This window comes from Peribacillus sp. FW305-BF15 (genome assembly GCF_058783805.1).
This window is the reverse complement of sequence record NZ_JBYSYV010000027.1, coordinates 1-24,893: the sequence shown is the minus strand read 5'-3', so window position 1 is coordinate 24,893 and position 24,893 is coordinate 1. Positions and strand designations below refer to the sequence as shown.

Below are 24,893 nucleotides of genomic sequence, written 5' to 3'. Positions count from 1 at the left end.
CTGTGCTAGTATAATCCCAAAGAAAAGTTATTATATTGATAAAATGAAAACGCTTAATACATCTTGTTGTTGATCAAAGAAGTTAGGTACAAGGGAGATGAGTTCGATGTTAAATTTTTTACAAAAGATTGGGAAAGCTTTAATGTTACCGATTGCCGTTTTACCAGCAGCCGCGTTATTGCTTCGTTTAGGGCAACCGGATTTACTTGATATTGCCTTTATTGCCGCAGCTGGAAAGGCGATATTCGATAACCTTGCGATATTGTTTGCCTTGGGAATAGCGATTGGATTATCCAAAGATGGAAGTGGCGCTGCGGCATTATCAGGCCTTGTTGGATACTTTGTATTAACGAATGGTACACAAGCGATTGATAAAGAAATCAACATGGCTGTTTTAGGCGGTATTATATCGGGGATAGTTGCCGCTCTTCTATATAATAGATACTCCGACATAAGACTCCCTGAATGGCTTGGATTCTTTTCAGGGAAACGATTCGTCCCGATCATCACTTCGCTTGCGATGATCATACTTGCGGGAATATTCGGTTTTGTGTGGCCGCCGATTCAAGATGTAATAAATAGTGTCGGTGACTGGATTACAGGTGCAGGGGCATTGGGTGCCGGCGTATTCGGCGTATTGAATCGCTTATTGCTTCCAGTAGGATTGCATCATGTCTTGAATAGTATGGTTTGGTTCGTCTTTGGTGAGTACAATGGAGCGACGGGTGATATAAATCGTTTCTTCGCAGGGGACCCGTCTGCTGGGCCCTTCATGACCGGCTTTTTCCCGATCATGATGTTCGGTCTTCCAGCTGCAGCATTAGCGATGATTGCAGCTGCTAAGAAAGAGAAACGTAAATTGGTGACAGGGATGCTTGTTGGATTGGCTTTCACTTCTTTCCTTACAGGAATCACTGAACCGATTGAATTTCTTTTCATGTTCATCGCACCGGTGTTATATGTAATACATGCCCTTTTAACCGGGGTCTCTCTGGCACTTGCTGTTATATTGGATATCCATCATGGGTTTGGATTCTCCGCAGGAGCCATTGATTATTTCTTGAACTTTGGTATTGCGCAAAAACCGCTATGGTTAATCCCGATTGGATTGGTATACGCGGCAGTTTACTTCGTGATTTTCTATTTTGTCATCAAGATCATGGATTTAAAAACACCTGGCCGTGAAGACGATGAGGAAGAAGTGGAAGAAGAAACTATTGTGAAAACAGGGGATAAATATACCGATATGGGATCGCTTTTCATTCAAGATCTTGGCGGTAAAGAGAATATAAAGCTAATTGATAACTGTGCAACACGCTTGCGTTTACAAGTGGCCGATTCAGGAAATGTGAATGAAGCAGCCTTAAAACGGCATGGTGCCCGCGGTGTCATGAAGTTGAATAAATCGAGTGTACAGGTCATTGTTGGAACGAATGTTGAATTCGTTGCAAATGCAATGAAACAGCTTGTCAAGGATGGAGTCGACCCAAGCCAAGTGAAAACAAGTCCATCTGCACAAGTGGCAGAGGATATAGTAGAGGAAAACCAAGCTTTGGGTGCAAATGACTTTGTCCTTCCAATTGAAGGAACCATTTTACCGATAGAACAAGTTCCCGATCAAGTGTTTGCCATGAAAATGATGGGGGATGGCTTTGCTATCGAGCCAGTCAACGGAAAACTAGTATCTCCAATCGATGGGGAAGTTCTAAGTATCTTCCCGACAAATCATGCACTGGGCTTGAAAATGGATAATGGTCTGGAAATTCTGATCCATGTTGGTTTGGATACAGTTAAATTAAATGGAGAAGGGTTCACAGCTCTTGTTCAAGAAGGCCAAAGAATAACAAAGGGAACACCTCTTTTGGAAATTGATTTAGATTTCATTAAACGGAATGCACCATCAACGGTCACTCCTATTATATTCACTAACTTACCTGAAGGAACGGCAGTGAAGTTGCAAAAGTCAGGGATCCAGAAACAAAATACACCAGATATCATCCAGTTGGAAAAACTATAAATTTGTAAAATGGGATGTCGACTTGTCGACATCCCTTTAGACTGTAGACAAACTCAAAGAAAAGTGAGTTTGCCCTGCAGTTTTTTTATGACTTGTACAATTTGGATGTTGATTTCCAAATCCAGGCACTCGCTTTCCGCGGGCGGTCGGGGAGCCTCCTCGGCTTGCACCTGCGGGGTCTCCCCTAGACGCGCTTTTCTAAGCAGGAGTTCCAATCAACTATGTTATAAAATTCAGATGGAAACCATACCCGAGGAGTTGGAGGTGTTGGTTTGAATCAGTTGATTCGGGAATATCATTTGATGAATTATACGTTTTACGAACCACACCTTTCAATTGGATAAAACGGCTTCTTTATATACTTCTTGCTGTGATAAATTGTCATAACCAATACAAACGGGTGCCCCATTGGCCGGGATCTATCATAACCCTTGCAGGAATACGAAAGACTTCCTCTAAAACGGCAGGTGTGATGATTTCCCCCGGGTTACCGATTTTAACGATTTCCCCTTCCTTCATCGTTATGATTTCATGTGAAAACCGGGACGCATGGTTAATATCATGCAATACCATGACAGTCGTTATTTTTTGTTCTTTATTAAGCTTTTCAACTATTTGCAAAACCTCTAGTTGATGAGCCAAATCAAGGTAGGTGGTTGGCTCATCCAATAATAAAATCTCCGTTTTCTGTGCTAAAGCCATTGCCAGCCAAACCTTTTGTCTTTGACCACCGGATAGATGGGCGATTTGCCGGTTTCGAAATGGCTGGATGCCCATCTCTCCATTGGAACAAAAAGTGGTTCCGTGAGGAGGAGAGAAGTTCCTTTCCCGATTGAATCAAGGAAAGGATGGTGATATTTCCTTTTTGCTTGGCGTGGGGGAGCTGGAAGGTAACCATAAAAGCTGCACGAATGAAAATGCTTTGGAATTATCAAAACGATTATCCTTGAAGGATAGCAGAGTGAATGTTCAATTCAACGAGTCTGAAGGGGAAGGGCATCTTTCAGTTTTGCCGCTTTGATTAACAGGGCTTTGCGTTTTGCTTTGAAGAGAAATGTGACTGGTAAGAAATAGGACTTTCTCAGTAAATCCACGGAAGGCACTTGACCAGTAAGTTATAAATATATATCATTACCTGTAGATTATGATTGATAATGATTATCATTATTGTTTGGATAGGAGATAGCTAACAAACATTCTCTATCGAGAATTTGAAAAAATTATGAAGGAGGACAATGACTGATGACCAACCGTTTCGTGAATGAAAATGGGATCTACAATGAATTTATAATTGAAGAAGGTCGAAATTCCCTTTGGCCCGCCTTTTTGGTTATTCCGGAAGGCTGGTCATTGATATATCGAAAGGACTGCTGGAAATACATAAAACTAGTTGCTAGCATTGATGGAACAAAATGAAAGTAAGGATGCAAATGGACCCTAAAATAGTAGTTAGCATCGTTTATGTCATAGCGATGTTCATGGTTTCGATGGACGGGACGATTGTCAATGTGATCCTTCCAACGATCAGTAGTGAATTTAACCTTGATCCCTCTTCAGCCAGTGGCATTAATGTTGGATATTTAGTAAGCCTGGCTGTATTCCTTCCGGTAGCTGGGTGGCTTGGGGATCGTTTTGGAACCAAGAAAATCTTCTTGATGGCATTGGGTGTCTTTACGGCAGCCTCCTTTTTATGCGGATTCGCTAATAATCTTCAAACCTTGAATTTGTTTAGGGTTTTGCAGGGGGCAGGAGGCGGGATCCTTACACCAATTGGAATGGCCATATTATTTAGAACGTTCTCTGTTGAAGAACGCCCAAAGGTGTCCCGTTCCCTTGTGCTTCCCATAGCATTCGCACCAGCTGTTGGTCCGATTGTTGGCGGATTCCTTGCGGAGCAGCTGTCTTGGCGTTGGGCATTTTATATAAATGTCCCTTTCGGAATTATGGTCCTGATATTCGGTGTATGGTTTTTAAAAGAAAATAAAGAATCAACTGCTGGCAGATTGGACATTCCAGGATTCTTATTGTCAGCTGCAGGCTTTTCCATGCTGATGTATGCAATGAGCTTAGGGCCATCTAAAGGATGGGGTTCCCCCGTTATCATGTATACAGGAATTATCGGTGCAGTTCTTGTTCTCTCATTTATTCTATTGGAGCTGCGTGTGAACGAACCGATGCTTGATTTGCGTTTATTATCCGATCGATTGTTTCGGACATTGGGCATCATTTCATTATTTTCAATGGCGGGCTTATTGGGGATGCTCTTCGTGTTCCCGTTAATGTATCAAAGTTCGCTTCATGCTTCAGCTTTAGAAAGCGGGCTGACCACTTTCCCGGAAGCTATAGGTTTGATGGTGGCCTCCCGGATGATGCCTTGGACTACGAAGAAACTGGGCATACATCAGGTGATCCGGATAGGGCTGCTTGGTACAATCATCATTTATACATTGATCAGCATTGTCGGGCCGACAGCCAACCCCTGGTTCCTTCGTGCCTTATTATTTAGCGTCGGTATCTGTTTGGGACATACTGTTGTGGCCGTACAGTTTTCCACTTTCACCAATATCAACTCTGCTTCGATGGGAATGGCGGCCACATTGTTCAATGTCCAAAACCGGATTGGCTCGGCCATTGGTGTAGCCATCCTAGCCAGCATTCTGGGGGAAGTGGGCACTAGCTCGATAGGAACGAATGGGGAGCACCATGTTAATTTAATATCCTATCAATTTGCTCTCCTAGGTTCTGTGGCTTTGCTCGTCATAGCCCTATTATTTGCGATGCGTTTGAAAAAGGATGATTTTAAGGCCAAGATACCGAAACAACATATGGCTAAATCCCTTGGTGTAAAACAGGTCAGAAGCGGTTAAGTAACAGGAAGGCCACTGTGATTTTGCCAGTGACCTCCTTTTCATTTTGCTAGCGGCACAGGGACTGCCTACATAAAATATTAATTAAAGATTGGCTTTGCGGCTGAAAAAAAGAGCCTGTTTTATTGCAAACAGGCTCTGGAAATCAGTTCTTAAGACATAGTGGAGAAGAGTATTATGCATTCGAGCATATACCGGTTATTTCCGAAGCGTCAACGATACGCTGAACTTCAGATCCCTCAAGTGTCTCTTTTTTCAATAACTCTTCAACGAGTTCTTCATACTGTAGGCGATTCGAGTCAATCAACATTTCCGTTTCCTGAATCGCTTTCGTGAATAATTCCTGCATCTTTTGCTCCTTCTCACCTTTATTGAAGGTGAGGGTGAATCCATCTTGAAGCATTCCGGTATCGACCATTTGTTCCAGCAGATGTTTCGCCTGCTGTACATCTCCGCCTACACCTATGCTATGTTCCCCTAGATACATTCTTTCCGCCACGCCGCCTGCCAAAATCATTTTGACTTGATCGAGCAATTCACTGGCTGTTGCCAGATGGAGCTCTTTTGGTATCGGCGCTACATATCCAAGGGCTTCCCCACGCGGAATGATGGTCGCCTTTCTAACGGAGCCAGGCTTTGTCAAAGCAGCAATCAGGGCATGTCCACTTTCATGAATGGCCACACGCCGCTTCGTATCCGCATCATTCAAAGTACGTGATGTCGCTCCAAGTATCGTACGGTCAATCGCGTAATCAAGATCCTGTTTACGAATCATATCCTGTTCATTCCTCAGGGCATGACGTGAGGCAGTATCGAACAGGGAGCTTAAGTCAGCGCCGGAGAAACCGGATGTACTTTCAGCCAACTCATCCAGGGAAGCCAGGACATCTGTCGCTAGACGCTTTCCCTTCGTATGGATATCGATGATTTCCTTTCTTCCTTGTGTATCCGGAAGTGGGACTTGGAAAGAGAAATCGATCCTGCCCGGACGTAGAAATGCCTCATCGAGCATATCTTTCCGGTTGGTCGCTGCAATGAATAAAATGCCTTCATTTGGATGGCCCCCATCCAATTGGACAAGCAGTTCGGTTAACGTTTTTTCGCCTTCTTCCCCGCCGTGGGGTTTCCTTTTACCAGCCAATGCATCCACTTCATCGATGAAAATGACAGCTGGCGATTGTTTACGTGCATTTTGGAAAAGGCTGCGGACACGGGCTGCACCGACTCCAACAAACATTTCGTTGAAGGCTGAACCGCTCGTTGAGAAGAAGTTTGCACCAAGCTCTTTTGCAATTGCCTGTGCAAGCAGCGTTTTCCCCGTTCCAGGAGGGCCGTATAATAAAATGCCTTGAGGCGGCTTAATTCCAATTTTAGCTGAACGTTCAGGTTCCTTTAGTGTAGTAAGTGTCTGAAGGATCTCCTGTTTGATTTCGGATTGCAAACCGCCTACATCATCCAAAGTTATCTCTGGCAGGGGTTTTGGGGTGGAAAGGCTTTGTTTTTTGCTGCCGATCCGCAATCCGCCCTTTGATTTTTTCTGTATAATGACACCGGTTGTGACGAGGGCCGCCATTAACCCGCCTAAAATCCATAATGCTGATTTATTAGTTGATGAAAAAGAATATTGAACGTTATAAGTTTCGACAAGTTTATTGATCATTTGACTGTTGGGAGGAATACTTGAAACGTATTCTCCATCTGGTGTGGAAATGTGAAGAGTGCCATTTCTTTTTTCTTCAATGGTGACAGGAGCTCCATTTTGGGCTTTAATCGTTTTTTCCACCGATGAAAAAGGAATGACCATATCCTTTGACTGAGTAACAGCATACCAACTGATTCCAGCAATTATCACAATGAGAGCCGTAAGGAACGGCAGCAATTTCGAAACTAATTTAGAGTTCGAGTTCAATTTTTCATCTCCTTTAAGTATATATATTCAGTATAAAATTTTTAAACATGTAATCTATAGGTCTTTGTACCTTAAATTAAAGGTAAATAATGTTAAAGGAAAGAAGTAACACTTATGTATGAGAGTTTAAAGAGTCCGGAATTTAGAAATATTTAATCTATCCGGGATATTAGACTTTTTAAATGCGAAATGCTAAAGTGAAATGGTCTAAGTCATGAAAAAATAAAATGGTAGAAGAGTGTGAAGTTCTATGAGTAAATTTATAAAAGACTATATGATTACGATGAAGGATATCGTTAGAGAAGGGGATCCCATTCTGCGTCAGGTAACGGATGAAGTTAGCCTGCCGATTTCGGATGAAGATCGTGAAACGCTGGAATGCATGATGCAATACCTGAAAAACAGTCAGGATCCAAAACTCCAAAAGAAGTTCAACTTGCGTGAAGGAGTTGGGTTGTCTGCCAATCAGATAGGCTTGAATAAACGCATGTTCGTCATGTATTTCCCAGACGAAAAGGGGAAGCTGTTTGAATATGCCCTTGTGAATCCGAAAATCATCAGCCACTCGGCCACAATGATCTATTTACCGCAAAGTGAAGGCTGCCTTTCTGTCGACCGTGATATTAAAGGATATGTACCTCGTTATGAACGGGTTAAAATCAAAGCTTTTGACGGTAATGGTGAGGAAATAGAGATGCGGCTGAAGGGCTTTGCTGCAATCGTGTTTCAACATGAGCTAGATCATTTGAACGGGATGATGTTTTATGACCGGATCAATACCGAAAACCCTTTCAAGCTTCCGGAAAACGTGGAAGTGAAAAGTCTGTAAAACCCAAAAAGGCAAAGCGCCATGCTTTGCCTTTTTACCGTTTTATGGCTTTAGGAAACATATCTTCTTCCATATGCTTCAGCAAATCACTGAAAATGGCCAGGCTCATTTGCTGGTATCCTTCTGAAGTGAGGTGGATGCCATCATCGCTAATCAAGGGACCCAAGTCACCGGAGGATTTAATATGGGAACGGACGTCTATCAAAGGCACCTTTAGTTCCTCTGCAAGGCTTTTCAATTGGCGATTATACATCCCATGCCAATGTTCAATACCGCCGACATGGGAAACGAAATGGCCGATTGAATGACCGAACTTATCGGCGATGGATCTGTAATATCTGGCAGGATCCAGTGGCGGAAGAGTTAAAAGGAAAGGGGTTATATGCTTGTCCTGAACCTGCTTGACAAGTTGTGTGACATTTTCCAGGTAGCGTTCGATTGGAACGATGGGCTCATGGTCACCTTCTGGATTCTTGGCTACTTCGTCCCAATGGAAGTTACAGTCATTTCCACCTACCTCTATTAATACGATATCGGGATTTTCCGACATGACGTCTTTCTCGATCCGGCTAACCAACAGGTCGGAGTTATCATTGAAAACCCCTTTATTCAAAACTTCGACGAATGGCAAAGATTCTGTTAGCTTAGCTAAAGAGTTTGGATAATTTTCTTTAATGATGCGAAGGCGCCCCCTAACATAAGAAATGCCTCTGGTTAAACTGTCTCCAAAACATACGATCTTCAAACTTCTCACCTCGGTATGTGAATGTGTTACTTATATTTTAGTAGTGGAATGATATTTCGGCAATCTTCACCTCCTTTATAGAAGGGAGATGAAAATACAAAAAGCGCTGGGAGTGCAGCGCTTTTTGTTTATTGTAAGGATTCCTTTTTTGAAGGTGTTTCCACCCTTGTTTTTCCCATGAAGAACACAGTGATGGCTGCAAGACCGATCGGAATGAGTGCCAAGGTGAAGATGAATGAAATCGAATCGGACATCGCATGAACGATTTTATCCAGGATAAAATCCGGAATCTCCGCACGTGCTTCCGATTGGAAGAGCTGACGTGGGTCCTCCATCAATCCGGCTGTATCCGGACTTCCTTGCATTCCTTTAAATGCATCCGTCATTTTACTTTGGAATACATTGGTCTGAATCGCTCCATAAATCGTTACACCGAGTGTCATCCCAAATGACCGGAGGAAGGAGTTTGTTGAATTGGCCGACCCCCTGAATCTAGGTTCCAAGTTGTGAATGGACGCAATAGGCAAAAGGGAGAAAGAAAAGCCCATGCCAAATCCAGTCAGAATCATGTACAAAGTTAATAAAGTCCTGCTGGTATCAGGGGTGATGGTCCCTAATAGAAGCATACCTGCAAAATAACAGATGACAGAAATCGTCATTAAGTTGCGAAAGCTTGTCTTTGTATTGAATATCCCGCCAATTGCACTGCCGAATACAGAACCAAGCATCATGGGAGTTAGGATCAGTCCGGCATTTGTTGCGGAACCACCGTAAACTGCCTGCACGAAAATCGGGATATAGACGGTTAAAATAATGAATGTGCCGCCATAAAGAATGGCTAAAATCTGAGAAGTGGCAAATAATCGCCTTTTAAACAGCCATAATGAAATGATGGGATCTTTTGCTCTTTTTTCGAAAAAGAAAAATGAAACGAAGAAAACCACAAAACTGGCAAAAAGGCCTATGATGGGAGAGGAACTCCAACCATACTCCCCGCCTAGTTCAAGAGCGAACATTAAGCTAATAACGGCTATGACGAGAGTTGCTGCGCCACCCCAATCAATTTTTTGCTCCTGGGTGTTGGGTGACTCCTTGTAATAATTCCAGATGAAAAATAAAGAAATGATTCCAATCGGAACATTGACGTAGAAAATCCAGTGCCAGCTGGAGTATTCAGTAATATAAGCACCTAAAAGTGGTCCCAATACGCTTGATGCCCCAAATACAGCACCGAAAAGGCCAGTTAATTTTCCCCGTTTTTCAGGTGGGAAAATATCAAAAATAATCGTAAAGGCTATAGGCATCAAGGCGCCTCCGCCGATCCCTTGGATTGCACGGAAGATACTTAACTGCACTATGCTCTGAGCCATGCCGCATAATGCGGAACCAATCAAAAAGACTATAAGTCCAAAAATAAAAAACCGCTTTCTTCCATACATGTCCGAAAGCTTACCGAATATCGGCATACTTGCCATCGTGGCGACCATATAGGCAGATGTCACCCATACAAACTTATCAAATCCGCCTAAATCAGAAACGATCGTCCCCATTGCAGTCGCAACAATCGTATTATCCATTGCTGACATCAGGATACCCAGTAGTAAACCGGCAACAATGAATTTTTGTTTTTTTTGAACGTTCATTTATTTTCCTCCTTCATATCAACCAGCTCATGAATTTTCCTTTACATGGTTGAAGGGTAAACGTTAAGATGAAACAAAATATTTATCTTGATAATCAAGATAAATTCAAGTGTAAAAGGGGTGGCATTTTATGTCAAGCGATAATAGGTTGAATTCAGCTCTGTTAGAGAGTTTAACACACAGATTGCAGCGGTATGGAATGAGATCCGTTTTATTTCAACAAAATATGGCCCAGAAAATAGGGGTGTCCCATACAGACTTAAAGAGTGCTGAAATATTGAATGAAACAGGACCGATTACCGCTGGTGAATTATCCAAAATTACAGGATTGAGCACGGGTTCGGTTACGGCACTGATCAATCGCCTTGAGAAATCGGGCTATGTTAGAAGGGAGCAAAATCAATTGGACGGAAGAAAGGTAATGATTGTGCCGATTCCGGAAAGGCAGGAACAGATCAAATCGCACTATCAAAAGCTCTCTATGGCCACAAAAGAATTATGCTCAGCTTATAATGAGCAAGAGCTGATATTGATCAATCAATTTGTTGAGGAAATCACAAAAATCGTGGATAAAGAAAATGACAGGTTAATGAGTGAGCGTGAAAGGTAGCTGATATGCAGGCTGCCTTTTTTATTTTTGCCAGCTGGGAGCTACTTATCCTGCGTAAGGAAAAGGGATAGAGTTGAATATTTTGGAAGAGAATGAACAATGTCTGTTTCCATAAAAATATATATTGATAATGAATTTCATTATCTGCTAATATGAATCTACAAATCATTTCAAAGGGAGAATACAATATGAAGAAAGCAAAGGCGTCATTAGCAGTCTTATTATCAACCAGTCTATTATTTGGCTGTGCGCAGGAAAAGGAAGAAGCCAAGCCGGCAGATGATAATGCCAAAGAAGTGAGTGCGAGTAAGCTTGATGGTGTATCTAGCGAGTACCGGGAATATGCCATCGGTGAAATAGAAGAGTTCGTAAACGCAACGGAAGAATTCACCACGGCCGTAACTGCCGGTGATATTGAAAAGGCGAAGGAATTATACGCATCAGCACGGATGCATTATGAAAGAGCGGAACCCATCGCTGAAGTTTTTGGCGATCTTGATCCCAAAATAGATGCGCGCAAAGGGGATGTCAAAGATGAAGAATGGGGCGGTTACCATAGGATTGAAATGGGGTTATGGCAAGAAAATACAACGAAAGGATACGAAAAGTTTGCAGATCAATTAATGAGTGATGTCAATTTGCTTCGGGCCAAAGTTGAAACGGTTGAGGTTACACCCGATTTGTTGATCACGGGTGCGGTGGATTTATTGAATGAAGTTTCAACAAGTAAAGTGACAGGAGAAGAGGATCGATACTCCCATACTGATTTATATGATTTCGTGGCTAATGTTGAAGGTGCAGAGAAGATCTATGAACTGCTTACTCCAGCGCTGAAAGAAAAGGATGCGAAGCTTGCTGCGGAAATCCAACAACGTTTTGACGATGTATACGACTTGCTTGAAAAGCATAAAGAAGGGGATGGATACATCTCATATACGGATTTAAAGGAATCTGAAGTCAAAGAGTTAAGTCAAGCAATTGATGCATTGGCTGAGCCACTTTCGCAAATAGGGATTGTAACGGAGGAATCTTAATTGAAAGAACATACGCCGAAAGATGAAACCGGACTTTTTACAAAAAAGGTGAGTCGTCGTAACATGCTGAAAACGGCAGGAGTGGGTGGAATTGGAGTAGTGATAGGAGCATCCGGATTTGGCGGGCTGCTGACACTTTCTGAACAAAAGGCGAAGGGACAAACTAAGGATATTGTACCTTTTTATGGAGCACATCAAGCTGGTATCACCACTGAAGCGCAAGATAACCTTTACTTCGCGTCATTGGAAGTAACCACGGATAAAAGATCGGACTTAATCCAGTTATTCAAGGATTGGACAGAGGCTGCGGCTCAGATGACAGCGGGGAATTTGATTGGTGATACATCACTTAATACGAATATGCCCCCAAAGGATACGGGGGAAGCGAAAGAATTATCACCTTCCAATTTAACGATCACTTTTGGAGTGGGTCCGACCCTGTTTTCGAAGGATGGCAAAGATCGATTTGGTTTGAAATCAAAAAGACCTGCTGAATTAAAGGACCTGCCTCAATTCCCTTTAGATGCTTTAGAAGAAGAATGGAGCGGTGGGGATATTTGTATTCAAGCATGTGCAGATGATCTTCAAGTGGCTTTCCATGCCGTCCGGAACTTAGTGAGGATCGGCAGAGGGAAAGCGATCATTCATTGGGCACAAACAGGTTTTCAACGGACTAAGCAAGCCGATTCACAAAAAACGACACCGCGTAACCTTTTCGGGTTTAAGGATGGGACCGTCAATCCGGATACGAATGATAATAATGAAATGAATGAGCATGTTTGGGTGAAGGGCGAGGACGGTCCTGACTGGCTTGTTGGAGGCAGTTATATGGTGGTGCGGCGAATCCAGATGTACATTGAAGTTTGGGACCGGACTATTTTGAAAGAACAAGAAAATACGTTTGGCCGTCATCGCGACAGTGGAGCTCCACTAGGAATGAAAAATGAGTTCGATACCGTGGATCTCGAAGCTAAAGACCCAAATGGAAACCGGATCATTCCAGAAGATTCACATGTAAGTCTCTCCAGAGGGGACGGAAAAGCAAAGATATTGCGGCGTCCATATTCATATGCAGATGGAATGGATCCCAAAACAGGGAGCTTCAATGCAGGCTTGCTATTCATTTGTTTTCAGCGAAACCCAAGTAAACAATTCATACCGATACAAGAGCGACTGGCAAAGAATGATAAGCTCAACGAATATATCGTTCACAGGGGCAGTGCCATGTTCGCTTGTTTACCAGGTGTGAAAAAGGGTGGCTATATCGGGGATTCCCTTTTTGGATAAATATCATTTCAAATGAGGCTGTGAAAATCGCCAGCATGGATATTATCCAGTTGGCGATTTTAGTTCATGAATAAGGAGGGACCACTATGACCGTTTCTAGATGGAAGAGTGGAATATTTGTTTTAGTCGTCAGTCTTTTATTTCTTTCGACTGATATTAAGATGGTTTCGGCGGGTGAAAATCATGATCAGCTCTTTGTTTATATTGGCGATAGTTTAATGAAGGTGAAATCAGGCGACCTTGAGGAAGTATCGAAAAATATCGAGCGATTCGAGCAAGATTGGAAAACGATAAAAACGGACAGCGAAAGTGCGAGGAAAGTCGACGAGAAGCTATCCGCAGTAAAACGTGCTGTGAGCGACCGAGCCTCCACAGATGAAATCAAAAAGCGATTATCGGCATTATCAAGTACGCTTGTTATTTATGATACAAACGAAAACCCTGTTGACAAGACTGACTATAAAGAACGGTTACAAGCGATACTTCCATTAATAGATAAGTTGGAGGCTTTGATAACTGAAGGCGACTTTGATCAAGCTAAAGTTCAATATACCAATCTCTTGAATCAATGGACCGATGCAGAGGTCATTGTCAGGGAGAAAAGTGTTGCTACATATGGTGAGTTCGAAACGAAAATGGCCTTTGTGCGGATAGCGATTACCCAAGATCCACCTGATCCGGAAAAAGCCCAAAAAAATCTAACTGAATTGAAGGGTTTAATCGAGGATTTCCTTGCTGGTAAAGTTGAAGTAGGAAGCCAGAAAAACACCTATTCACTTGGGGATGTAACACAACTTTTACAAGGAAGTGCAACGGATATTGAAAAGGATGAAATCGATTCTGCCGTTGATAAGCTAAATGAAATCTTAACAATTTGGCCTAATGTAGAAGGGGAGGTTTCCACAAGGGACAGCAAACTTTACAGCGATATGGAAACGAAGGTCCCGACCGCAATCAGCCTATTGCAATCGAAAAACGTAAAGGCGGATGAAGCAAAGGGAATCGTAACCGATTTAAACACAAGGTTACTCCCTTTAATTGAGGATACGGGTTATACAACATGGGATGCAGCTCTGATCCTTTTACGGGAAGGATTGGAAGCACTCTTGATTGTAGCTACATTGCTGTCTTTCCTAAAGAAAATCGGGCAAGCGGACAAACAAAAATGGATTTGGACAGGAGTTGGTGCGGGGTTAGTTGCCAGTTCCATATTGGCGGTCATAATCAATATCGTTTTCTCTCAGATCACGGCTGCTTCAAGCCGGGAATATATTGAGGGAATCACTGGGATAATAGCCGTATTGATGATGTTGACAATTGGTCTTTGGCTTCATAGTAAATCGAACGTCCATGCATGGAACCGATATATCAGCAAGCAAATGAACCAAGCCATTGCGACGGGGAGCATCATCTCTTTCGCTTTAATCAGTTTTCTATCCATCTTCCGTGAAGGTGCCGAGACGATTATCTTTTATGCTGGAATGGCTCCTTATATGGAATTAAAGCAGCTGCTGAGCGGGATTTTCCTTGCCTTCCTCATTTTAGTGGTAATTGGTTTCATCATGCTGCGGTACAGTGTGAAATTACCGATGACCCTATTCTTTAAAGTGGCAACGATACTCATATATGCCTTGGCTTTCAAGATTCTTGGAGTCTCCATCCACTCACTTCAGGTTTCTCAAGTGATACAGACAAATACGATCAGCTCCTTCCCTTTTGCAGAAACGATAGGTCTTTATCCAACAATGGAAACGCTGGTGCCGCAAGCTGTATTATTATTGCTGATTGCATTGGCCGCCATTTGGGTCAAAAAGAGTAATTCCTTACGTGCAACCGAATAATAAAATGGGACTGACGAATGTCAGTCCCATTTATGTGTGCTATTAGCGTAGTGATCGGCGATAGGAATATTGCTTCCATTGATAAAGGATGAAGCAGCCGATGCAGAATCCAAGAATGGCTATGAGTGAAGCCACTCCGACCATCAAGGTAAATATATAACCGGTAACATTCCAACCAAGCAAAAAAGAAGTGAATCCAAGTCCTAAGCAAACGACTGCTATTGCCTGGTTGAATTGTTGCTGTGAATGATCTTCAGGAATATAATCGGACGGTTTCTTTTTAAGAAAGAGCTTTGCCAGACGTATCACTGGATTGAAATTAAAGAGAAGACCCAAAAGCCCCGCTGTTAAAGGAATGGCTAATATCCATATTTGTCCCGTCAATAAGGCGGTAGCTACGCTTAACAAAATGACCCATTGATTCGTACGGACTAAGGGACGGGGAATGGAACGAATTTCACTCGTCATATAATACCAACCTTCCTTATGCGTTTTATTATATTTTATCCTTATTTTAATCACTTGTGAAGAGAAAGGTTAATAAAACAAAAGGTAATCTTATTTATAATTATTTTAATTTAGTATTGATTATCATTATAAAAGTAGTATAATATATTTATCATGAAACAAAAGTTAGGAGGACAGTATAAATGGTAGCAAAAGTTTGTGAAACATGTGGAACACCAATAAAAAAGCTAAAGCATTCTTCCCTATGCCAGTGCGGTCCTAAGATACTGAGCAATCAACTCTCAGATAAAACAAAAAAATAAACACCACTGGAATAGATCATAAACTAAACCATTAATCGGTTTGAGTTTGTAGATAAAAAGGGTTCCATCTTAATTTTTAAACAAAGTTGATTGAAGCGGTTGTTCGAGGCTCCCGGACCGACCGCGGAAAACGAGTGCCTTACGTTCCAATCAGCGTTCATATTTTATACACTCTCAAAAAATGAACCGATTATTCAATTAATCGGTTTTTATTTTTCCAATAAGGGGTAAAGAGCATAATAAATATTTTTCATTTCAATTAAAATAATGTACGATTATAGAATAGAATAAAATGTCATGAAGATTTGTCTAAACCATAACGTGACGGTTAGGAGGGGCTATGTTGGGAACGAGACTTTAAAAATTGGCGAGTTGGCGGAAATGGCGAATGTTACGAAACGAACCGTAGATTATTATACGAATCTTGGCTTGCTTAAAGCAGAACGTTCCGCCTCTAATTACCGTTATTATTCAGTCGGTGAACTTGAAAGGCTCCGCCGTATCGAAGGATACAAAAGAGAAAACCTTTCATTGGAAGATATTAAAGAAATACTTAAAAAGGATAAGGAAGCCGCATCAGCAATTGAGGCAAAAGGTCTTCAGCTCAAGAATAAAATGGATGGCCTGAACGAAGAACTTCAGGAATTCATCAGCTTGATTGAAAAGGACGGAAAAAGTGAGCTTCTTCTAAAAAAACAGATATCCCGTGAAAGCATGGCCTTGATCCAATCATTACTAGTGTTGCTCGTATGATTAAAATTTATCTCTATAGTTTTATGCACAAAGGTGCATAGTAACGATATAGGCTAAATGGTTTTGGTTCATCTTATAAGGCAAAAATGCTTATTAAACGAAAATAACCATTTATACAGGAGGTGCTTGGGATTAAGCCATATATGTCTAATCCGAAGAACAGTAGGATTGGAACTATATGGAGAACCCGCACATATTGGAGATTTTTATAAAATTATTGGCAGTAGCTGCATTAATAGCATTAACCGCATTTTTCGTTGCATCGGAATTTGCAATCGTGAAAGTCAGAAGTTCCCGGATCAATCAATTAATTGAAGAAGGGCATAGAAATGCCCTCGCAGCCAAGAAAGTGACATCGCATATCGATGAGTACTTATCTGCCTGTCAATTGGGGATTACAGTAACAGCCTTAGGTTTAGGGGTGTTGGGTGAACCGACGGTCGAGGCAATCTTAAAACCATTGTTCACTAAATGGGGATTAGAGGAATCTGTAAGTCACATCATCTCGTTCCTGATCGCGTTCGGTTCCGTGACATTCCTTCATGTTGTAGTCGGCGAACTCGCACCGAAAACAGTTGCGATTCAAAAGGCAGAAGAGGTGACCTTGCTATTTGCAAAGCCATTAATTCTCTTTTACCGCATTTTGTACCCATTCATTTGGGTACTGAATGGTTCTGCACGTCTCCTGACGGGCATGTTCGGATTAAAGCCTGCTTCCGAGTCCGAAATGGCCCATTCCGAAGAAGAGCTGCGCATCATTTTATCGGAAAGCTATAAAAGCGGTGAGATCAACCAATCGGAATACAAATATGTCAATCAGATATTTGAATTTGATGAGCGCATTGCCAATGAAATCATGGTTCCCCGTACGGAAATGACCGTTATCGAAAAAGGCATGCCGTTATTGGAAGTTGTTGAACTGATTCAGGAAGAACAGTACACAAGGTATCCGGTCATAGACGGAGATAAAGATAATGTCGTGGGAATGGTCAATATCAAACGCCTTTATACAGCGACGATTACAGAAGATAATGTAACGGCTTTAACGGTGGATTCCTTTGTAACACCCATCATCCGTGTTCTTGAAACGATCGCCATTCATGATCTGCTGCTAAAAATGCAGAAGGAAAGGATCCATATGGCAGTTTTGACCGATGAATATGGCGGAACGGCTGGTCTTGTAACGGTTGAAGACATCCTTGAAGAAATCGTCGGGGAAATCCGTGATGAATTTGATCAGGATGAACGTCCGCTCATTCAAAAAATTGATGAAGGGCATTATGTATTCGATGCTAAAACATTGGTTGAAGATGTCAATGATACCCTTGCGATCGATTTGCCGGAGGAAGATATTGATACATTGGGTGGATGGTTCCTGACAGGCAGATTTGAAATTGCTGTCGGAGATAGAATTGAATACGCCGGATATGAATTTACTGTAAAGGAAATGGACGGCCACCATGTTTTATATGTTGAAGTGAAGAAGATTAAATAAACAGGATCACACCAAAAGCCGAAAGTGAAAACTTTCGGCTTTTATTATGTACGAACCATATATGACAATGGTAAGGCAGACTGTTACTTAATTGGAAAAGGAATTCATGTAAAATGATAGTGTAGGTAACCATTCTAGCTTGGAAAATGTTAAAATTGATTTTGAGCAATGAAACAATCTATATATCATTTCAAAGAATATAAGGTGAGTTCTAGTATTTTGCAATGCCGCTATTTCGGGCTGGTATAAATAAGTATTGAAGGTGGGCGGGAAAATGGGTTTTAAGAAAAAGCAAATGTTGGGATTTGGTTTGATCTTGCTTTTCTTGGCTATTTTACTTTCATTCATGATGTTTACGCTAAACAATTTAAAGAGCAGCATGACTGAAATAGTTGAGAATCGCTATGATAAGGTTCAAGCTTCGATGGAAATCCGTCAGCTTTTTTCTAGATCGGACCGTGAGATTTTGTTTGCAGCTAATGATGCAAATAAAGAAGAAAGAGCAGAGAGCCTCGAAATCATCCATGAAAATCATAGTTTGATTGAATCAAAAATTGCCGGGTTATCAGGTTCGTTAAATAAGGCGAAAGCGAAGCAGCTATTGAAGGAGTTCGAGACCCAATATGCTTCTTACTCCATAACGGAGGCTGAGATCATCCAAAAGATAAAATCGGGAAACTCTTCTGATAATCTTTCAAGCCTGATGGATGACCAAAGGGAAAAACGAACGAAAGTCATCAGTACGATGGATGAATTTAAGGATTACCAAGAAGGTGTCATGAAAGATACCTTAAGTAATTCGAAACAAACCTATGAAGATATGATCGGTTTTGTAATTTTTGCGGTTATTCTCAGCATTTTGGTCATTTCCGTAACGGTTGTTTGGATGATTCGGAGCACATCGAAAGATCTGCAATCGATTACGAAGGTCATCAAAAATATCGATTTTAAAAATTTGTCGGTCATACCAAGAATTCCGGTTCGGACCACTGATGAAATTGGGGATATAGCGAAATCGTTCAATGATATGGCGGAATCGCTTGAAATCTATAACCAAAAAGAAAAAGATTTCACTGAAAAGATCAGTGAACAGAACTGGATTCAGACCCGTGTTGCAGATATAGCTACCATGTATCAGCGCATTGTTGATGTGGAAGTCCTAGCTGACCGGTTCATTACAAGACTTGCACCGATGATGGGAGCTTCAATTGGAGCTTTTTACGTCAAACGGGGTGAGGGTGTGGATATGCGCTTTGTGAAGCTTGCCAGCTTTGCTGGAGATGGCGAAGATTCGGGCAGGCGGGAATTCCGTCTTGGCGAAGGTTTGATCGGTCAATGCGCCCTTGAAAAGAAATCCAAAGTCATCGAAGATATCCCTGAGGATTTCCAATTGGTTACGACAGGATTGGGGGAAGTCAACCCGAAAAGCATTGTCATTGCGCCAGTCATTTTTGAGGATGAAGTGGTGGCAATGGTTGAACTGGCGAGTCTGGAGGCCTTTACGAAGCTGCAAAAAACGTTCCTGAACCAGGTTCTTGATACTCTGGGCATCACGATCAATAATGTTGAGGGCCGGATGGAAATAGAGCGTTTATTGAAAGAATCACAGGCACAGACTGAAGAGTTACAGGCTCAATCGGAAGAATTGCAATCACAGTCAGAGGAGATGCAAGCCCAATCAGAGGAACTGCAAACACAGGCTGAAGAGTTGCGAATGATCAATGAACAATTGGAAGAGAGAAATCGTGAAACGGAAGAAAAATCTAAAGAGCTTCAAGTCGCTAAACTGAATCTTGAAAAACAAGCGGAAGAATTGAAGTTAAGTTCAAAATATAAATCGGAATTCATGGCAAATATGTCCCATGAATTGCGGACACCGCTCAATAGTATCCTGATTTTATCGGAAATGCTTTCAGATCCTAATGATAGTAAATTAAATGAAGAGCAACAGGAGTTCGCTCGTGTCATTAATTCATCAGGTCAAGACTTATTAACGTTGATCAATGACATTTTGGATTTATCAAAAGTTGAAGTCGGAAAGCTTGAAGTGGTCTTTGATGAAATGAATCTGAGTGAGCTTCCTGAGTTATTGCACCGTAACTTCGATCATGTAGCGAAGAAAAAGAACATTGACTTTATAATCGAAAAAAGTAAAAACGTTCCGGATATTTTCTTTACGGATGAACAGCGCTTCCAGCAAATTTTGAAAAACCTGCTATCCAATGCATTTAAATTCACGGAAAAAGGTTCTGTGTCTGTCCAAATCAAAAAAGCTGATGAAGAAAATGTAGCACAATGGATACAGACAAAAGGAGCGAGCAATTGGGTTGAAATTAAGGTGACGGATACTGGCATCGGAATATCAAAAGAGAAGCAAAAGCTTATCTTTGAAGCATTCCAGCAAGGTGACGGAGCTACAATGAGAAAATATGGCGGTACAGGACTTGGGCTATCGATTTGCCGGGAGTTTGCCAAACTTCTGGGAGGCTGGGTCATTGTAGATAGTGAAGAAGGGCAAGGCAGTACCTTTACTTTCTTTATTCCAAGCATGCCAGAGGGCTTCAAAAATGTCGACGAAGCAATAGCTGCTTCTCCGGAAGTGGCAGCAGCTAACCACGATGATTCTGCCGCGCCTTTTGGCGAGCAGGGAGAACCGGATGCAGGTATGATGGATGAAGAAGATCGGGATAAGGTCAAACCTTTCTGCAATAAAACAGTACTGGTCGTCGATGATGATCACCGCAATATATTTGCCCTGAAAAATGCGCTGAAGCATGAGGGGATGGAAATCCTTACAGCTGAAAACGGCTTTGAATGTTTGGAACTCCTTGAAAAAGGTAACAATATAGATGTTATATTGATGGATATCATGATGCCGGGTATGGACGGTTACGAAACGATGACCAGAATTCGCGAGCAAAGTAAATTCGAGGATCTTCCAATCATCGCGTTAACTGCAAAAGCGATGAAAGGCGATAGGGAAAAATGCCTGAAGGCTGGCGCTTCCGATTATGTCAGCAAACCATTAAAATTGGATCAGCTGCTATCAGTCCTAAGAGTATGGCTGACTAATTGATTGATAGTATGGGTGAGGAAGGATTTTCATGAAGGATACTTTAACGATTGAAGAAAGAGAAGATTTAGAAATCGAATTATTGCTAGAGGCCATTTATTCCGTTTCTGGCTATGACTTTCGTAAATATATGCGTTCTTCAATAAAAAGAAGAGTTGAAAATAGAATGAGGCTGGACCATGTTCGCAGGATCAGCGGAATGATTGAAATGGTTTTATATGAAAAAGGGTATGTCGAGAAGCTATTGAGAGATTTTTCAATAAATGTCACTGAAATGTTTCGCGATCCGGATTTCTTTAAAGCCTTTCGTTTAAATATTGTACCGCTCCTGAAAAAACTTCCTGAAATCAGAATTTGGCATGCGGGATGTTCAACCGGTGAAGAAGCCTTTTCCATGGCGATCATCCTCAAGGAGGAGGGACTTTATGATAAGGCGAGAATTTATGCCACTGATATGAATGATGAAGTCCTCCGTCATGCGGAAAAAGGGATATTACCTTTAAATAGAATGCAGTCTTATACGAAAAACTATCTGCAAGCTGGAGGTAACCAGGAATTTTCGGAGTATTATACAACCGATTATCAAAATGCTTATCTTGATTCGGGTCTCCTTAAAAACATTGTGTTTTTCCAGCATAATTTAGTTACTGATGGTTCGTTCAATGAGTTCCATATCATCATGTGCCGGAATGTGATGATTTATTTTACCGGTGAATTACAGACCTATGTTAATCAGTTGTTTTATGACAGTCTTTGTAAAGATGGCTTCCTTGCAGTCGGCAGCAAGGAAACTCTTCGTACATCATCCTTTTCGGAGGATTATGAGGACTTTGATTCAAAGGAACGGATTTATCGGAAACTGTAAAAAAGAAAGAGTCCGCATTTATGCGGACTCTTTCTTTTTTGATTAAATTATTTTTTATTTTTTTTGCTTCACTATGTTTAAGGCATCATAAGAAGGGGTATATATAATGAGTTGGTCTCCATGCAGAATCTCGACTGCAGTTTATTATTATTAAAAGAGACTGAACTTCGTTATAATATAATGGAAAAATCCCTGTTAAGGGAGCTTTATATAAGTACTGTTCCATATAAAAAAGATAAATGTTGCCGCTCGATATAAGCCAAAAGGGGAATGAAAGAATGACGATTTTAATCGTAGATGATAACCAGGTTAACCTTTTCGTTATAGAGAAAATTCTAAAACGAGCTGGCTATACGGATTTTCTATCATTAACTTCAGCTGTTGAGATGTTTGAATATTTACAGGTGGATAGTCCGCAACCTAAAGAGACTTCAGTTGATATCATTCTGCTTGATATCATGATGCCGGAGATCGATGGGATAGAGGCGTGCAGGAGACTTCAAAGTATTCCTCACCTTAGAGATATTCCCGTCATTTTTGTGACCGCCCTTGAAGATTCAAACAAGGTGGCCGAGGCACTTGATGTTGGCGGAATTGATTATATAATGAAGCCCATCAATAAAATAGATTTACTTGCGAGGATTCGCGTGGGGTTAAGACTTAAATATGAAAAAGATTGGCATAAAATGCAGGATGAAAAAATCCGCAATGAATTGGATCTTTCCATGCAGGTTCAAAGCAGCTTATTAAGTGAACCCATTATAAATGACCACTTAACTATAAGGGCATCATACTTACCTGCGAATAAATTAGCAGGGGATATGTATTATTGGCACCGCATTGATGAAAATCGGTATGGGATCATCCTGTTGGATATGATGGGGCATGGCATATCCGCCTCACTTGTGTGTATGTTCATATCCTCCGTATTGAGGGATGCCATCAGGACCCATTCGGACCCAGTGTCAGTAATAAATGAAATGAATCGCTGGATGAGTACCCTTAATAAAGATGATAATCCAGTGCATTATTATTTTACCGCTATTTATATGATCATTGATACAGAGCAAAAGACAGTGGAATATGTAAATGCCGGACATCCTCCTGGATTTGCTTTAATGGACGATGGAAAAGTGATCTCCCTTTCAAAAGGGACATGTCCTGTTGGTTTCTTCACCGAGATGAAAATAGAGAAATCCGTCATTCATTATGAAGAGAAGATTCAGCTTATGCTATTTACGGATGGAGTCATGGAAGCAATAGATCGAGAAGGGACGGAAGGGCTCGACCAAATAAAAGAAGCGGTCTCGACAAGATGGTTTGATTGTAAAGAATCTCCCCCTATCGATTTTTTGATGTCACCTGAAATGCAGCAAGATCAGCCTGATGATATGTGTGTTGTGGTTATTCAAGCGAATTGAAGAAGGAAGAGGCGGCAGATCATCTGCCGCCTCTTCTCTATAAAAGGGGGGGGGGCACTTTTATATGAAATGAGAATGTTCGTTAAGAGAGTGATTCCTGTATTCGGCTATTTGCAATTAACGGTCATTTTTCAATTTACTAATGCCATCTTGGAGATTGCCTTTTAATTTATCGGCTTTACCTTCTGCTTGTAAGTGAGGATCATTTTTCGCGTTTCCGACTTGGTCTTTCGTTTCACCTTTAACTTTATTTACAGCACTCTTTACTTTGTCTGATAAACCGCTCATTATGTTACCTCCTTTTTCTTTATATACTGTATTTACCCATGAGGTGTATGGGTAAACCTGATTTATGGAGAAAGGAGTTTTAAGAAGCGATTATTTCCCTTTTACTTAACCTTTGAATGAACTGATAGGAATGTTCAATGATATGATCTTTGTCATGATCCAACGACGCCACATGATATGAATTTTCAAGGCGCACCATCTCTTTATCACCAGACATGACAGTATCGTAAATCTGATAGGAACACGAGTCCGGTACAACGTGGTCTTCTGGTGAATGGAAGATAAGAATCGGGCACGAAACGTCTATTAGTTTTTGGCTGGTATGTTCCATTATATCAAGCAATTGATTAATCGCTTTTGACGGAACTTGGTCATATGTGATTTCTTTAGGTATATCGTCTTTTATGTCAGGCTTGCCTTCGGGAATGAAGCGTGGAACCGATTGGTTACGATATCTTTCATATTCAGGAACTTGGAGAGCGGCGTTGATAGTAAGAATTCCATCACAAGCCAATTTTGTCGCTAAATCGAGAACAAGGGCGCCTCCCATTGATTGTCCGATGGCGAAAACATGGGTGCAGGTTCGCTTTAATTTTGCATAAGCCATTTCAACATCTTGTATCCATTCCTGATAATGACTTGTTTCCATTTCATATTCATCCGTTCCGTGGCCTGCCAGTCGAGGAGCGAAGACAGTAAAGCCTTTGGCGGCAAATTTTTCACCTAAATACCTTACGCTTTGTGGCGTTCCGTTAAAACCATGGCAAATAAGGATGCCGATAGAATTGCCGGGTAAGAAAAAAGATTCCGCACCTGGTATTACCATTGCTGCTGTCATATTCCCATCTCCTTTGATTTAGCTAAGTTTTGTTAATAGAAGGTTTTAATAAAATTAACTATTCCGATTATTTTACTTGGTTATATAATAGCATAATGAAAATTATGAAGTCAACTTGGTTATGTTCCAAAACTTCACTATTATTAAGGAGCATCAAAAGGATATAAAGATAATTATCAGGTCATTTTCGTCTTTCTATTATATAAGTGCTGTCTTGGAATTGTTGATAAACTGAAGATGCTAATCACCGGTAATATATAAATGTAAGAAATGGAGAAAAAGCATTGACTTTAAAGTGAAATGGGATTAATATAAATAAGCACCAACTAAGACATGCAAAAAACTTCATCGCTTTTGGCAGCTTGCTGAAAGAAATAATAACTATTGACTTCTTACTATGAAAATGATAAGATGAAATGGTCGCTGAAAAACACAGCGATTTAAAATAAGTTAAAAACTTCGTAGAAGTTGACAACTAATCAATAAGATGTTATGATGAATAAACAGCCGTTCGAAAGAACGATTGTGGAGATTGCTCTTTGAAAACTGAACAAAACAAAGCGCCAACGTTAAATTTTAAGTGAGCACACACTATCAAAAAAGCAAAT

The 24,893-nt window shown here is 41.1% G+C and carries 20 protein-coding genes and 1 pseudogene; 14 read left to right on the top strand and 7 right to left on the bottom strand.

What is annotated here, in order from left to right:
- The first annotated feature begins 106 nt into the window (after positions 1-106).
- On the top strand, positions 107-2,017 hold the full coding sequence (gene nagE, locus AC3WLU_RS22425) for an N-acetylglucosamine-specific PTS transporter subunit IIBC (protein WP_098866091.1): 1,911 nt from the start codon (positions 107-109) through the stop codon (positions 2,015-2,017).
- Positions 2,018-2,349: 332 nt separating this feature from the next.
- Here nagE and AC3WLU_RS22420 read toward each other — a convergent pair.
- Positions 2,350-2,779 (bottom strand): annotated as a pseudogene (locus AC3WLU_RS22420) (ABC transporter ATP-binding protein); the annotation flags it as partial.
- Between the two features lie 70 nt (positions 2,780-2,849).
- Between AC3WLU_RS22420 and AC3WLU_RS22415 the strand changes: the two are divergent.
- The 3 genes from AC3WLU_RS22415 (at position 2,850) to AC3WLU_RS22405 (ending at position 4,884) form a co-directional block, all read left to right on the top strand.
- Entirely contained in the window at positions 2,850-3,038 is a 189-nt protein-coding gene (locus tag AC3WLU_RS22415) for a hypothetical protein (protein ID WP_413003572.1), read from the top strand.
- A 221-nt stretch (positions 3,039-3,259) separates the two neighbouring features.
- Positions 3,260-3,433, top strand: a complete 174-nt coding sequence (locus AC3WLU_RS22410) for an MbtH family NRPS accessory protein (RefSeq protein ID WP_330501966.1) — start codon at positions 3,260-3,262, stop codon at positions 3,431-3,433.
- Entirely contained in the window at positions 3,430-4,884 is a 1,455-nt protein-coding gene (locus AC3WLU_RS22405) for a DHA2 family efflux MFS transporter permease subunit (RefSeq protein ID WP_106028592.1), read from the top strand. Before AC3WLU_RS22410 ends, AC3WLU_RS22405 begins: the two co-directional genes overlap by 4 nt.
- Before the next feature lie 175 nt (positions 4,885-5,059).
- Here AC3WLU_RS22405 and AC3WLU_RS22400 read toward each other — a convergent pair whose 3' ends face one another.
- Positions 5,060-6,793: an AAA family ATPase gene (locus AC3WLU_RS22400; protein ID WP_187050347.1), complete on the bottom strand. Its 1,734-nt coding sequence runs from the start codon at positions 6,791-6,793 to the stop codon at positions 5,060-5,062.
- A gap of 250 nt (positions 6,794-7,043) precedes the next feature.
- Between AC3WLU_RS22400 and def the strand changes: the two genes are divergently transcribed.
- Positions 7,044-7,622 carry a peptide deformylase gene (gene def, locus AC3WLU_RS22395; RefSeq protein ID WP_034304843.1) on the top strand — a complete coding sequence of 193 codons (579 nt, stop codon included), beginning with the start codon at positions 7,044-7,046 and terminating at the stop codon, positions 7,620-7,622.
- Between the two features lie 34 nt (positions 7,623-7,656).
- On the opposite strand, the gene AC3WLU_RS22390 is transcribed toward def, so the two are convergent.
- Together AC3WLU_RS22390 and AC3WLU_RS22385 are read right to left on the bottom strand one after the other, a co-directional pair.
- Entirely contained in the window at positions 7,657-8,367 is a 711-nt protein-coding gene (locus tag AC3WLU_RS22390; RefSeq protein WP_052137159.1) for an SGNH/GDSL hydrolase family protein, read from the bottom strand.
- A gap of 128 nt (positions 8,368-8,495) precedes the next feature.
- Complete coding sequence (locus tag AC3WLU_RS22385) at positions 8,496-10,010, bottom strand: MDR family MFS transporter (protein ID WP_063574505.1); 1,515 nt, start codon at positions 10,008-10,010, stop codon at positions 8,496-8,498.
- A gap of 130 nt (positions 10,011-10,140) precedes the next feature.
- Here AC3WLU_RS22385 and AC3WLU_RS22380 point away from each other — a divergent pair, with 130 nt between their 5' ends.
- The 4 genes from AC3WLU_RS22380 (at position 10,141) to AC3WLU_RS22365 (ending at position 14,782) form a co-directional block, all read left to right on the top strand.
- Positions 10,141-10,620: a MarR family transcriptional regulator gene (locus AC3WLU_RS22380; protein ID WP_057276326.1), complete on the top strand. Its 480-nt coding sequence runs from the start codon at positions 10,141-10,143 to the stop codon at positions 10,618-10,620.
- Positions 10,621-10,808: 188 nt separating this feature from the next.
- Positions 10,809-11,654, top strand: a complete 846-nt coding sequence (gene efeO / locus AC3WLU_RS22375; RefSeq protein ID WP_492597963.1) for an iron uptake system protein EfeO — start codon at positions 10,809-10,811, stop codon at positions 11,652-11,654.
- A complete protein-coding gene (gene efeB, locus AC3WLU_RS22370; RefSeq protein WP_063574503.1) occupies positions 11,655-12,941 on the top strand; it encodes an iron uptake transporter deferrochelatase/peroxidase subunit in 1,287 nt (428 codons plus the stop codon).
- An 86-nt stretch (positions 12,942-13,027) separates the two neighbouring features.
- On the top strand, positions 13,028-14,782 hold the full coding sequence (locus tag AC3WLU_RS22365; protein ID WP_063574502.1) for an FTR1 family protein: 1,755 nt from the start codon (positions 13,028-13,030) through the stop codon (positions 14,780-14,782).
- A 42-nt stretch (positions 14,783-14,824) separates the two neighbouring features.
- Here the strand turns inward: AC3WLU_RS22365 and AC3WLU_RS22360 are convergent, their stop codons facing one another.
- Positions 14,825-15,250, bottom strand: a complete 426-nt coding sequence (locus AC3WLU_RS22360) for a DUF4395 domain-containing protein (protein WP_492597962.1) — start codon at positions 15,248-15,250, stop codon at positions 14,825-14,827.
- A 599-nt stretch (positions 15,251-15,849) separates the two neighbouring features.
- Between AC3WLU_RS22360 and AC3WLU_RS22355 the strand changes: the two genes are divergently transcribed.
- From AC3WLU_RS22355 to AC3WLU_RS22335, 5 genes are all read left to right on the top strand, one after another.
- On the top strand, positions 15,850-16,305 hold the full coding sequence (locus tag AC3WLU_RS22355) for a MerR family transcriptional regulator (protein WP_223256011.1): 456 nt from the start codon (positions 15,850-15,852) through the stop codon (positions 16,303-16,305).
- Positions 16,306-16,501: 196 nt separating this feature from the next.
- Entirely contained in the window at positions 16,502-17,800 is a 1,299-nt protein-coding gene (locus tag AC3WLU_RS22350) for a hemolysin family protein (protein WP_095679787.1), read from the top strand.
- 274 nt (positions 17,801-18,074) lie between these two features.
- Entirely contained in the window at positions 18,075-20,876 is a 2,802-nt protein-coding gene (locus AC3WLU_RS22345; RefSeq protein WP_492597961.1) for a response regulator, read from the top strand.
- A gap of 28 nt (positions 20,877-20,904) precedes the next feature.
- Positions 20,905-21,738 (top strand): CheR family methyltransferase, encoded by an 834-nt coding sequence (locus AC3WLU_RS22340; RefSeq protein ID WP_413003561.1) that lies wholly within the window; start codon positions 20,905-20,907, stop codon positions 21,736-21,738.
- 278 nt (positions 21,739-22,016) lie between these two features.
- Positions 22,017-23,159: a PP2C family protein-serine/threonine phosphatase gene (locus AC3WLU_RS22335; protein WP_214806837.1), complete on the top strand. Its 1,143-nt coding sequence runs from the start codon at positions 22,017-22,019 to the stop codon at positions 23,157-23,159.
- A 117-nt stretch (positions 23,160-23,276) separates the two neighbouring features.
- Here AC3WLU_RS22335 and AC3WLU_RS22330 read toward each other — a convergent pair whose 3' ends face one another.
- Both AC3WLU_RS22330 and AC3WLU_RS22325 read right to left on the bottom strand, forming a co-directional pair.
- The gene (locus AC3WLU_RS22330; protein WP_065310846.1) at positions 23,277-23,447 is read right to left on the bottom strand and encodes a CsbD family protein; all 171 of its coding nucleotides are present in this window, start codon (positions 23,445-23,447) and stop codon (positions 23,277-23,279) included.
- 79 nt (positions 23,448-23,526) lie between these two features.
- On the bottom strand, positions 23,527-24,285 hold the full coding sequence (locus AC3WLU_RS22325) for an alpha/beta hydrolase (RefSeq protein ID WP_057276318.1): 759 nt from the start codon (positions 24,283-24,285) through the stop codon (positions 23,527-23,529).
- Positions 24,286-24,893: the final 608 nt, after the last annotated feature.